The sequence below is a fragment of the Sulfuricystis thermophila genome, assembly GCF_004323595.1.
Classification (GTDB): Bacteria; Pseudomonadota; Gammaproteobacteria; order Burkholderiales; family Rhodocyclaceae; genus Sulfuricystis; species Sulfuricystis thermophila.
In genome coordinates, this window is sequence record NZ_AP019373.1 from 1,587,451 (window position 1) to 1,599,864 (window position 12,414).

Genomic DNA, 12,414 nt, shown 5'->3' on the forward strand with positions numbered 1-12,414 from the left:
AAAATGTATGTTCAGCGCCAACTCGCCGCCACCCTGCGACAAGCCATTACCGGCTTCCCGGCAATCCTGGTCACCGGGCCACGCCAATCCGGCAAAACCACTTTCCTCAGGCATGAAGCGGGCGAAGAAGTCGACTACGTCAGCTTCGATGACCCGTTGGAACGCGATTTCGCTACGCACGATCCCAGCGGCTTTTTGGGGCGGTTTTCGGCACGGCCGGTCATTCTCGATGAAATCCAGTACGTTCCCTCACTCCTGCCCTACTTGAAATTGCGCATCGATGCCGAACCCGGTCGGGTTGGCCGCTGGTTGCTCACCGGCTCGCAACAATTCGGTCTGATGCGTGACATCGGCGAGTCTCTGGCCGGTCGGGTCGCCATTTTGGAACTGCCGCCTTTTTCGCATCTCGAGCACTCCGCCCCCAGTCTCGAAGCCACTTTGTGGAACGGAGGCTATCCGATTCCTGCGCTTTATCCAGAACGCCGTGACCTTTGGCTGCGCAGTTATCTTGCCACCTATATCGAGCGCGATGTCCGCCAGATCCGCAACATTCCCGATCTACACGCTTTCAACCAGTTTCTCGGCTTGGCGGCCGCGCGGCATGGCCAAATCTTCCACCCTGCCGATTTGGCGCGGGAACTGGGCATCAGCCAACCGACGGTCAAGTCGTGGGCGAGCGTGCTCGAAGCTTCCTACTTGGCTTTTTTTCTGCCGCCGTGGTTTCGCAACTATGGCAAACGCATCGTCAAATCGGCAAAGTTCTATTTTCTCGACTCAGCCCTGGTCACCTTGCTGACCCGACTGCCGAATGCCACGGCGGCACTGGCCGGCCCGATGGGTGGCGCCTTGCTGGAAGGATGGATAGTCACCGAGGCCGTCAAAGCCTTCATGGCGCACGGCCGCAAGCCGGAGCTTTATTTCTGGCGTTCTCACGATGGACTCGAAGTCGACCTGCTCATCGTCATCGACGGTCGCTTGCAGCCCATCGAGATCAAGCTCACCGCAACGCCCAGCTCCGGTCATGTCGAACCGCTCAACCGCTTCATTGCTGCAGCAGGGCAGGAAGCAAGCCAGCAGGGGCTCCTCGTTTGCCGCACAGAAAAGCAGCAGCCCCTACCCAATGGCCATCTCGCCGTGCCCTGGCAAGCATTCCCTGGCTGGCTGAACGACCGACTCTTGCAGCAATGAACACACTCGGCGCTGGCGGAACGTCATCTTCCTCGCTCGCTCGCCAGCGACAGACACCCATCGGCTTCTGGGTCTTTTTGTCCTTCGTCGTCGTGACGATCGTCTATGGCTCATTGTTTCCGTTCGATTTCAGCGACCAGCCGAAACCTTTCGACAGCCTTTATTCCAACGCCAATCTCTTCGGCAACGTTGCCGACGCCATCGAAAACTTTTTTCTTTTCGCACCGCTCGGGATCGCCCTCTACGCCTGTTTTCCGCGAACGCACGAGCGGATGATTGCCGCGCTGCTGGCCATCCTGCTGCTCGGTTTCGGCATCCAGGTCATCCAGCTTTATCTCCCCAGCCGGACGGCCTCGCTTTCCGATGTCTTCTGGAACACCATCGGCCTGCTTTTCGGATTGCTCGCCGGAAGGGCATTCCACGGCTGGCTTGCCAAGCGCTTTGCACCTCGGACGAGCGCAAACACGTTCGCGTTGCTGCTCGTCCTGCTGTGGTTTTGCTATGAATCATTTCCCTTCGTACCGACACTCGATTACGGCCTGCTCCGGGAGCATGTCAAATCGGCGATCTACGCTCCGCCCTTCGAAGCGATTCGCTTCTTTCAGCACCTCCTGGCTGGAACGCTCGCCGGCATCGCCCTGCAGCGCTCACGTCTCGCTGCCAATACAGGCTTGCTAACCGCTTTCGCCGGCATCCTCGCCGTAGGGCTGGAAATCTTCGTTGCCTATGGCAGTCTGCGCCGCGAAACGCTGCTCGGCATCATCGTCGGCCTTGTCGGCGGGCACCTGCTTTCCAAAAGCGGTGACAAACCCGCCCGCATCGCGCTTGCCAGCGTCGCTCTGGCTGCCTATCTGATAACCATGGCCACCCCCTATCGTGGCCAAATCGCCGATGGTGGCTTCACCTTCACCCCATTTTCGAAATTCCTCTGGCACAACGTGACGAGCGATTTGCCACCACTCGCTTACGAAGCTCTCGCCATCGGTTCGCTGATCTGGGCCGGACTTCTCGTGCCGGGCAGGATCGCCCGGCAGCCGATCGGATGGATCATGCTGATCGTTCTGATCATTGCTGGACTGGAAGCGTATCGAACCCTGATCATCGGTTTGCATGGCGACACCACGACGATGCTAGTCACGGTAATACTCGGGACATTCGCGCTGGGCAGGCGGACGACCGCGGCCCCAGCGGCTTTCGCCCTACCCGCGACGCCATCGTCCTCGCCCCATGACCATCACGACAATTCTTTTCACGCATGGCCCCAAGGCGGCATGAGCCATGTCCTCACGATCGCCTTGCTCGCATTCCTGGCCTATGTTGTCGGCCATCTGCCGGGCGTGCCGTACAACGTGCGCGAACTGTTTCCGGCAGGAGGCGGCGGCATCATCGCTGCACTGGCCCTCGCCACGGCCCTGTACCTGGCAGTGAACTCGGCCTTCGTCTTCCTGGAGTCTGGGAATTGGCGGCGACTGGTGGCGTTTCCGCTGCTATTGCCCGTGCAAGGCATCATCATCTGGACCCTGCTGCGCATGGGCGTTCCGCTCGAAAGCATCCATGACATCGTCGGCGCACCGATTCTGGACTGGCCGTGGGAATGGGAAATGCTCCTGCGCTTTCTCGCACTGCATCAAGCCATCGCCACCCAGATGCTTGGTGCCGTCTTGCTGGTGGCGACCCTCTGTCATCCTTCGCTGTTTGCCGGTCTTCTTTATTGGCTGGCCGTCAGCCTGGTTTTCTCCTGGCCGCTACATTTGATCGTGGTCGAAAAAGCCGCCACCGACAATCTCGTCGAACTGATGCGCAACCATGCGGCCTTCAGCGCCAGCAGTCTGCTCGCGGCCGGCATCTTTTCGGCATTCGTTGGTGGTGCCGCGCTGAGCGCCGCATTCGTCATTCCGCACCGGCGGTTGGCGCTCCTTGCCACTACCATCCTTGCAGCACCGTTGGCTGCGCTTTGCTTCCACGCCGGGCTCGAACCAGTCATCGTCAAATACGGCAAGGTCTTTTCGGCTGCCCAATTTCTCCTCAGTCCCGATCGCAGCCATTACATACATTCAGGTGAGCTTCTGGTCAGGGCTGCCATTGCATATCTGGCCCTCACGACCAGTATCGCGATGTTGCAATGGCAGGCATGGCGACGCATGACATCACTCGCTGGCAACGGAAACAAAACCCGATGAGATCGGCAATCGGCGCTGGCGGAACGGCACCCAAGCTGGCCTTGGCCCTGCTGATGGCTCTCGCCCTCCCCCTTGCACAAGCCGATACCCTGCGCGTCGGCCCGCACGAAGCCCTCAGCCGCATCGCCGATGCCGCCCGGCTGGCCAAGGATGGCGACACGGTCGAAATCCTGCCCGGCGAATATCGTGCTGATGTCGCCGTCTGGCTGCAAAAGCGGCTCACGCTGCGCGGCATCGGTCAGCGACCCGTTTTGATCGCCGATGGTATGAGCGCGGAAGGCAAGGCCATCTGGGTCATCCGCAACGGCGAATTCCACCTCGAAAACCTCGAATTCCGTGGCAGCCGTGTGCCCGCCGGCAACGGTGCCGGTATCCGTTTCGAAGGCGGCAGGCTGACGGTGCGCCACTGTGCCTTCATCGACAACCAGATGGGTATCCTCACCAGCAATGACGGCGTTTCCGAACTCGTCATCGAACACAGCCGCTTCGCCGATGCCCCGCAGCAAATGCATGCGCTGCCGCATCTGCTCTATGTCGGCCGCATCGCCCGTGTCGAAATCCGCCACAGCCGCTTCGAGCACGGCTACCGCGGCCACCTGATCAAGTCGCGCGCACGGCAGAGCAGCATCCGCGACAACGTCATCGTCGATGGCCCACAAGGCGAGGCCTCCTACGAAATCGACCTGCCCAACGGCGGCATCGCCATGATCACCGGCAACACCATCGGCCAGAGCGCCAAGACCCAAAACCCCGTGCTGATCTCCTACGGCGCCGAAGGCAACGTCTGGCCCGACAATCGCCTCAGCCTGCGCAACAACGTGCTGATCAGCGACTACCTGCCCGGCGGCTGGTTCCTGCGCATCCATGGCGACAAATTCCCCACCCCGCCCCGCCTCGACATCGGCGACAATGAAACGCACGGCATCGGCATCCTGACGCCAACCGAAGAAACAGGCCGATGACGCGAATCCGGCGCTGACAGGACGGCATGCTGCTCGACACCCTGATCTTCGATCCCAGCCCTTGCGGCTTTCCCAGGCCGCGCCTGCCGTTGTTGCCCGTCGGCTTCGCCGGCATCGCATTCGCCGCCCCGCCGGCATGGGTGCCCGCCGCACATTTCCGCCACTTTTCACGCGGCCGCTATGCCCTGCGCGAAGCCTATCGTCTGGCTGGCATCGGCCCGGGCAGCACCCTCTTCGCGCCGGCCTATCATTGCCGCACGATGCTCGATCCGGCGCTGGCGCTGGGCGCCGGCGTGGCACTCTACCCGCTGCGACCCGACCTGTCGCCCGATCTCGCCGCGCTCGATGCCCTGTTTGATGCGGCGCCCACCCCCGTCAAGGCATTGCTCGCCACGCACTTCTTCGGCATAGCGCGCGACTTCGCGGCGCTCGCCGACTGGTGCGCCGGACGGAATGTCACATTGATCGAAGACGCCTCACACGCCTTCTTCACCCAGCAACACAGACCCCCTGCGATTGGCGGGTTTGGCGCATTCGTCGTCAGCAGCCCATACAAATTCCTTCCCAGCCCCGATGGCGGGCTGCTCTACGCGAAAGATGCCCGGCATCTGCAGGGCCTCAACCCCGCGGCAGCAGGCTGGGGCGATGAGCTGCGCGGAATCGTCGGTTTCTGGCAAAAGACGCGAAGCCACCAACGTCCCGATATCGCGACCCTCGACGCCGAGCTCGCCGCCATCGCTGCTCACCCCTGCCGGCCCGTCATCGACCGGCGCGAACTTGCCGGTACTTCGGCAGACTACTCTTCGGCCCGCGCAGGCCGCGCAAGTCTGCGCTTCTCGCGGCTCATTTGCCGCCACCCCGACATCGAGTTCATCATTCAGAAACGACGCGACAACTATCAGCGCTGGTCCATGGCGACGATGAATCTGCCATACTGTCGGCCGCTCTACCCCGAATTGCCGGAAGGCTGCATCCCCTACATGTTTCCACTGATCATCGATCAAGCCGAGACGCACTTCTACTGGCTCAAGCGGCTGGGCGTGCCGATCTGGCGCTGGGACAGCATGGCCGCTGCGACCTGTCCGACGGCGACGCACTACCGCTTACACTTGTTGCACCTGCCCTGCCACCAATCCCTCGATGAAAGCGAGATGGACTGGATGATCTCGGCTCTCACCAAAGTCGGCGCTGGTGGCACGGCACTTCTCCAAGCACGCCAATGAATCTGCTCGCCACTGCAAAGGCTGTCCGGAATCTGACCGGAAAAACCCTCGGCCGACAGCTGCGCGAAGCCATCGCGTTACGACTTGGCAAACAACGCATCGGCATCTCGGAATATTTCGAATACGGCATTTGGGATCCCAAACTGACTGCTGAGCAGCGCGCTGCATTCATCAGCTGGCGGACCAGCGCAGAACTGGACCGCCGTTTCAACAGCGATCATGCACGTGTGCTGGCAAATGACAAGCTGATCAACTACATCATCCTCGATTCACTGGGCTTTCCCTTCCCGCGCCCGCTGGCGACATATTCGGTCAGTGGCAGGCGCATCGCCAAAGAAACCCTGCTGAAGAGCCGCGGAGATGTCTTCCAATACCTTCAGACCGCCCCCTATCCGCTATTCGTCAAGCCCATTTCGGCCGGCTATGGTCGCGGGGCTGCCGGGTTGGCTGGCTTCGATGGCGAGCAGGTGCGGTTGTTGGATGGCAACAGGGTCGAGTTTGACAAATTTTTCGCCCCCTTCGATTTCCTTCCCTTCCAGGGCATGCTGTTTCAGGAGTGTGCAGAATCCCATCCGGCCATTCGCGAACTGACCGGCAGCGCCGCCATTTGCTGCATTCGGATGATCTGCATCGTTGCACGCTGCGAAACACTCGTTCATACCGCTTTTTTCAAGATCGTCACGGGACACAACATGCTCGACAATTTTTCCCATGGCGATTATGGCAATCTGCTCGCCGCCCTCGATACCGAACGGGGCGTCATTACACACGCCATTCGGCGCATGGGGCCGCAAGGTGCCATCGACAGACATCCTGATACCGGAAAGTCTTTGATCGGCTTCGAAATACCGCTTTGGAGCGAGGCCATTGCCTTGGCCAAGGAAGCATCACGTCATTTTCCAGGGCTGGGCATTCAGAATTGGGATGTCGCCATCACACCGCAGGGCCCCCTGCTGATCGAACTCAACACCGAATCGGAACTCGCCGTACCCCAGGCCATTAGCCACAGAGGACTGATGGATGCACGCCTGGTCGAGGCGCTACAAATCCTCGAAGCAGAACGCCAGGCCATTTTTGAAGCCATGCGCTTGGGTTGGCATTCGAAATGATGGGGTGGGATCTCAAACCGGCACGCGAGCACTTCCCAGCCTTCGCCGAAGCATGGGATCGGCTCAATGCCGAGCTTTATGCAAGCCATCCCATGTTCGACAGCCGCTTCGTCGGTTCCCTGCTCGAACACTTCGGTAATGGCGACGAACTGCTTTGCATCCATCACGGCGCCGGAAGTGTCGATGGTGCTTTGATCGTCCGTCCACGGGGCCGCGGCCGCTGGGCGCTTTTTCTGCCTTCGCAAGCCCAGGCCGGTGCGGTGATGCTGAAAAACGCCAAGTTGCTCGAAACCCTGCTGCTGGCTTTGCCCGGCTACGCCTGGAGCCTCGATCTCCTTTCCATAGACCCGCTCTACTCGCCCGATTGGACGCAGCTAGGCTTGCCACGCATCGTCATGCCACATGCCAACACGATGGCAATTAGCACCCGAGGCGATTTCGCCGCCTATTGGCAAGCGCGTCCAAAAAACTTGCGACACAATATCAGCCGTTATCTACGGCGTGCCAAACAAGTCGCAGGCGCGATTTCGGTTCACTGCTTCACCAAACCGAATGAAATCGCTGAAGCACTGAAGCGCTACGGCGTGCTCGAATCGGCTGGCTGGAAAGGCGAAGAGGGCACCGCCATCGCGCCGGACAATGCGCAAGGCAGGTTCTACACCGACATGCTCGGCCGCTTCGGCGCCACCGGTCAGGCAATGGTCATGGAACTGCATGCCGGCGAACGGCTGGTTGCCTCGCGCCTATTCATTGGCCACCCAACGATGTGGATCGCCCTCAAAACCACCTATGACGAAACACAATCCGCCTTTGCGCCGGGCCGATTGCTGCTGCACGACATGATCGAACGCGCCTTCAACGAAATACCGGATGGCAGCATCGAGTTCTATACCAATGCCACGCGTGACCAGGCCGACTGGGCGACCAGCTTGCGTCCCATCCCGCACCACCAAATCTTGCGCAACGAGCCCATCGCGACTGCACTCATCACCAGCAAATCCCTGCCTCATCGCCTGGCAAAAAACCAGAATCGCAATGCTTTCGATCCATTGCAGATTCACAGCTTTCCGAACGTCTCATCCCTGCCGTCCAGCGCCCTGGAACTTTTCGAGCAAGCCGAAACGCGCTATCCGGAATTCGCTGCCGGGTGGTTCGACAACCTCCATCGCAGCGTGTTCGCGGAAGACCCAGGGATGCGTTATTACGTGGCAGAACGCGCCGGAAAAGCCGTCGCCATCCTGCCGGTGCGCCTCGCCCGCTATGGTCTCGTGCGGCGCGTAGAGGCGCTTGGCAACTTCTACACGTCGCTATACAGCCCCATCCTCGGCGACGATGCCACCGAAGTCGAACTCGCCGCATTGCTGGAAACCGCCAGCCGCAATCATGAGGGCGCCCATGAAATGCGCTTCGCCCCGATGGACCCAGAGGCGCCCGCCTATGCCGCCACACTCGCTGCTTTACGCAGCATCGGCTGGATACCTTTCCGCTATTTCTGCTTTGGCAACTGGCATCTGCCCGTCTCTGGCAGCCGGCAGGATTATTTCCAGCAGCGCGAAGGGCAGCTACGCAACACGATCAAACGCAAAGGCAAGAAATTCGCCGCTGCTGGCGGCACGCTGGAAATCATCACCGAGCCGACGCAAGCCGAAGCCGCGATTGCCGACTTCATTCACGTCTACTCACGCAGTTGGAAGAAGCCAGAGCCTTATCCAGAATTCATTCCAGGGCTGATCTGCTGGCTGGCAGCCAAAGGCTGGCTACGCCTCGGTATCGCGCGGTTCGGTGGTCAGCCCATCGCGGCCCAGCTCTGGATCGTCGCCCATGGCAAGGCCTACATTTACAAACTTGCTTACGACGAAGCCCATGCCCAATATGCCCCCGGTACCCTACTCACGGCACACCTGATGGAACACACAATCGATCGCGATCGCGTGCGAGAAGTCGATTACCTGATCGGGGACGATGAATACAAAAAGACCTGGATGAGCAACCGAAGGGAACGCTGGGGAATCGTCGCCTTCAACCCAAGAACTTTTCAAGGAGCCTTACAGCTCCCTAAACAAATCATTGGCCAGGTGATCCGTCTGACGCGCGAGAAGAAGGAAGCTCAGGCTGGCTGACAGCAGGTGATGGCAGATCTTTCCATTTCCCGATTTTTTCCAGCTTGTTGCGCAAACCCGGCAACTGAAAGCCCAACTGATAGGCCTTATGCGCGCTGGCAAGCGCCTTGTCGTAATCCCTCAGATCGAAATAAGCCAAACCAAGGTTGTAATACACATTGGCATTGTCACCAGCAAGGGTCAATGCTTCTTCCAGCTTTTTGGCACCTTGCTCCGTTTCACCCCGTCTGAGCAAATACACCCCATAGAGCATCTTCACCATGCCATCGTCGGGTGCGAAACGTTCTGCCCGGTCGAGCCAACAGCTGATGCTATAGCGCGATCCCCTCGGTTTTTCAGTTTTCTCCTTCTTCGCCAGATTCATCATTGCCAGCAAGGCCCGATGGTGATTGGGCGAAGCCCGCAGGGTGTAATCGATGTCCCCGCCCGGCGTGGTAGAGGTGTTTCCTCGTTGCAGATTTTCGACGAACGGAAGGAAATGAGCGCCTTCGACGATTTCGAGCTTGGGTTTCTCAGTGCGGTAATCGAAAGGACCATACCCATTTCGCAGACTGCCGCAGGTTTCCTGCGCCTGCACCGACGGCACAAAAATCGAAATGCCAAAGAAAAACGTCATCAATATTGAATACCAATGCATCATTGTGTCCTTTCAACGGTATTCTGACCGGCGAGATAACGTTGCTATCATAGCCTGATAACCTTCACATACGCTTTCCTCATGAAGTGCATCCTGATGATTGCCTATCACTTCCCACCATTAGCGGGAAGCAGCGGTATCCAGCGCACTCTGCGTTTCGTTCAGCACCTACCCGAATTCGGCTGGGAACCGATCGTTCTGACAACACAGCCTTTTGCTTACGAGCGCACCAGTGACGATCTGCTCGCTGACATCCCTGCGGGGACAATCGTGAGCCGTGCCTTTGCACTCGACACCGCGCGACACCTGTCGATCGCCAAGCGCTACCCCGGCTTTCTTGCACGTCCCGATCGATGGATGAGCTGGAAGTTCGACGGTATCCGTCGAGGATTGAAGTTGATTCGCCAATACCAGCCGCAGGTTATCTGGAGCACCTATCCAATCGCCACTGCGCACATCATCGGCGCCGAGCTTCAAAAACGCACCAAGTTGCCTTGGGTCGCCGATTTCCGCGATCCGATGGCTCAAGATGGCTATCCGCCCGACCCGATCACTTGGCAACACTTCAAACGTATCGAAATGACAGCCATGCAAAGTGCGAGCGTTGCTCTGTTCACAACGCCGGGTGCGGCGCGCATTTACCGGGAGCGATACCCGGAAGCAAAAGCGCGCATCGAAGTGCTCGAAAACGGCTATGACGAAGAGACTTTTGCGAAAGCAGAAGCCGAGCTTCATGATCGTGCGCCTTTGAATCCAGGCAAGTTGACGCTGTTGCATAGCGGCATCGTTTATCCCACGGAACGTGACCCGACGGCACTATTCCAAGCTTTGGCACAACTCAGGCATTCGCATCCCGATCTCGCATCGAAATTGAAGCTGCGGTTTCGCGCAGCAGCACATGACGATCTTTTGCGAACATTGGCAAGCAAATATGATGTCATGGAAAACATCGAGATATTTCCAGCCATTCCCTATCGAGAAGCTCTTGCCGAAATGCTGCGCGCAGACGGCTTATTACTGCTCCAAGCCGCCAATTGCAATGATCAGATTCCTGCCAAGTTGTATGAATATCTGCGCGCCAAGCGACCCATCATCGCACTCACCCCATTGGAAGGTGACACGGGATCGACCCTTCGCCACGCGGGGATTTCGACGATCGCGCCGCTCGATGATCCTTCCGCCATTGAAAAGTTGTTGTTTGATTTTGCAATCAATCCCCGTGTAGGGTCACTAGCCACCGACATTGCAATCAGAGCAGCATCCCGAAAAGGCAGGAGTGCTTTACTTGCGAAGCTTTTAGAAGAAATCGCTTGATCCATTTAACCTAAACCACCACACTGAAGCCATGGATCGCCTGCAAGCATATACAACCTCCCGTCCTGACATTTGTGCAATGGTGCCTGAAAATGCACTTTTGATACTCGACCTTGGATGCAGTGATGGCAGTCTTGGTGCCGCACTTAAACAGATGGGAAAGAATCGCCGAGTTTATGGAATCGAATTGTCATCTGAACTGGCATGCATAGCCGAGTCTCGTTTGGATATGGTGATTGTTGAAGATTTAAATCATGAAAACTGTTTAGCGAAGTTCGCTGATGAAAGATTCGATTGCGTAGTTGCAGCGGATGTATTGGAACATTTAGTTGCACCAGAAAGACTGTTAGCACAAATCACGAATATCATGGCAGATAATGCAACCTTGATCGTCAGCCTGCCAAATATTCGGCATCACTCAGCATTCACTTCCATTTATCTTGCAGGCAGATTTCCTCGTCGCGATAGAGGAATTTTTGACTACAATCACTTGCGCTGGTTCACTCTAAAAGATGCAAGATATTTATTGCAATCTGCTGGATTTACCATTGAGGCCGAACATTACACGCTGCGCGTGGGTGACAAGGGAAGCGGTTTGATCAACAAAATAGCTCTACGCACCTTGTCACCGATTGCTTCTTTTGCTCCAGTACGTGAATTCATGACATATCAGTTTGTTCTTCGCGCACACAATAAATGCCACGGATGAAAACAAACCGGCTCACCATTCTGACTGTCTCGTATGGCCATAAGGCTCTGCTACTTGAAAACATGCGGCTCTCCCAACTATTACACAAAGATTTCCTAAACGATGTCGAATGGCATGTTGCAGAGAATAGTCCGATCGATCATCCGGAGCGCTTCACTGAAAGCGAGGCAGGATTTTATTTACATCCAGGGGACGGTGAGAATGATAAAGGCATCAGCCATCATCACGCCTCTGCACTCAACAATCTGCTGCGCACAGTCAACCTCAATCGTTATGTATTGATTCTTGACCCTGATTTTTTCTTATTATTGCCAGAGTGGGCAAAAGTCATTCCAGATTACATGCATTCTCGTGCCCTCAGTTTTTTTGGAGTGCCATGGCATCCGCGGCATCATGAGAACTATCGCTATTTTCCTGCAGTGCATTGTTTCGCTTTTGACAGTCATGTAATTGATCGTGATTCGCTCGACTTTACGCCTCAACTAGATTTACTCGAATGGAAAGAAGGAAGACTTGCAAAACTTCTCACAAAGATTCCAGTTCTGGGATATCGCATATCGAGAAGAAGCTGGGATACTGGAACACGGGTTTGGAGACGTTATTCCATACTGTCGAACAAGTATGAAGTTGTTACACCCATATACCATCCAGACCCCAGTTTCCTTACTCTCAAAAATCGCCTGATCGAGTCTTTGCTTCCTGATTGGATGTGCTTACTTCCAAAAAGAACAGGTTATTTTGATGAGACGTCTTTCGAAAAACGAGGATGGGTGAATGAACAAATCCCTAATAATTGGGAGGCCTTCATGTGGAAGGACCAACCTTTTGGGCTGCATGTTCGTCGCAGTTTTGCACATCATATGCGTAGTGAAGCAGATGAATTGTCTAAGTTACCTATTATTTTGAAATCAATTATTACCAAAGTCAAGCTGAAATAGCGACATTTTCATATGATTTTTTTGCTACACTTTA

10 protein-coding genes are annotated in these 12,414 nt (G+C 56.8%); 9 read left to right on the forward strand and 1 reads right to left on the reverse strand.

Features of this window, described 5'->3' with window-relative positions:
- The first annotated feature begins 3 nt into the window (after positions 1–3).
- From M52SOB_RS07980 to M52SOB_RS08005, 6 genes are read left to right on the forward strand one after another with little or no spacing between them, the layout of a single operon-like run.
- Positions 4–1,188, forward strand: a complete 1,185-nt coding sequence (locus M52SOB_RS07980) for an ATP-binding protein (RefSeq protein WP_131111360.1) — start codon at positions 4–6, stop codon at positions 1,186–1,188.
- A complete protein-coding gene (locus M52SOB_RS07985; protein ID WP_131111361.1) occupies positions 1,185–3,368 on the forward strand; it encodes a VanZ family protein in 2,184 nt (727 codons plus the stop codon). The genes M52SOB_RS07980 and M52SOB_RS07985 overlap by 4 nt, the downstream gene beginning before the upstream one ends.
- Positions 3,365–4,330 carry a right-handed parallel beta-helix repeat-containing protein gene (locus tag M52SOB_RS07990; protein ID WP_131111362.1) on the forward strand — a complete coding sequence of 322 codons (966 nt, stop codon included), beginning with the start codon at positions 3,365–3,367 and terminating at the stop codon, positions 4,328–4,330. The genes M52SOB_RS07985 and M52SOB_RS07990 overlap by 4 nt, the downstream gene beginning before the upstream one ends.
- Before the next feature lie 26 nt (positions 4,331–4,356).
- The gene (locus M52SOB_RS07995; protein WP_131111363.1) at positions 4,357–5,553 is read left to right on the forward strand and encodes a DegT/DnrJ/EryC1/StrS family aminotransferase; all 1,197 of its coding nucleotides are present in this window, start codon (positions 4,357–4,359) and stop codon (positions 5,551–5,553) included.
- Entirely contained in the window at positions 5,550–6,662 is a 1,113-nt protein-coding gene (locus M52SOB_RS08000; protein WP_131111364.1) for a sugar-transfer associated ATP-grasp domain-containing protein, read from the forward strand. Before M52SOB_RS07995 ends, M52SOB_RS08000 begins: the two co-directional genes overlap by 4 nt.
- Positions 6,659–8,782 (forward strand): GNAT family N-acetyltransferase, encoded by a 2,124-nt coding sequence (locus M52SOB_RS08005; RefSeq protein ID WP_131111365.1) that lies wholly within the window; start codon positions 6,659–6,661, stop codon positions 8,780–8,782. The genes M52SOB_RS08000 and M52SOB_RS08005 overlap by 4 nt, the downstream gene beginning before the upstream one ends.
- Here the strand turns inward: M52SOB_RS08005 and M52SOB_RS08010 are convergent.
- Positions 8,727–9,398 (reverse strand): tetratricopeptide repeat protein, encoded by a 672-nt coding sequence (locus M52SOB_RS08010; protein ID WP_172601791.1) that lies wholly within the window; start codon positions 9,396–9,398, stop codon positions 8,727–8,729. The two genes, M52SOB_RS08005 and M52SOB_RS08010, sit on opposite strands and share 56 nt — an antisense overlap.
- A gap of 102 nt (positions 9,399–9,500) precedes the next feature.
- Here M52SOB_RS08010 and M52SOB_RS08015 point away from each other — a divergent pair, with 102 nt between their 5' ends.
- From M52SOB_RS08015 to M52SOB_RS08025, 3 genes are read left to right on the forward strand one after another with little or no spacing between them, the layout of a single operon-like run.
- Positions 9,501–10,733, forward strand: coding sequence for a glycosyltransferase (locus M52SOB_RS08015; protein ID WP_131111367.1), 1,233 nt, complete (start codon positions 9,501–9,503; stop codon positions 10,731–10,733).
- A 31-nt stretch (positions 10,734–10,764) separates the two neighbouring features.
- On the forward strand, positions 10,765–11,442 hold the full coding sequence (locus tag M52SOB_RS08020) for a class I SAM-dependent methyltransferase (RefSeq protein ID WP_126445756.1): 678 nt from the start codon (positions 10,765–10,767) through the stop codon (positions 11,440–11,442).
- Positions 11,439–12,380, forward strand: a complete 942-nt coding sequence (locus tag M52SOB_RS08025; protein WP_131111368.1) for a hypothetical protein — start codon at positions 11,439–11,441, stop codon at positions 12,378–12,380. Before M52SOB_RS08020 ends, M52SOB_RS08025 begins: the two co-directional genes overlap by 4 nt.
- The last annotated feature ends 34 nt before the right edge of the window (positions 12,381–12,414 follow it).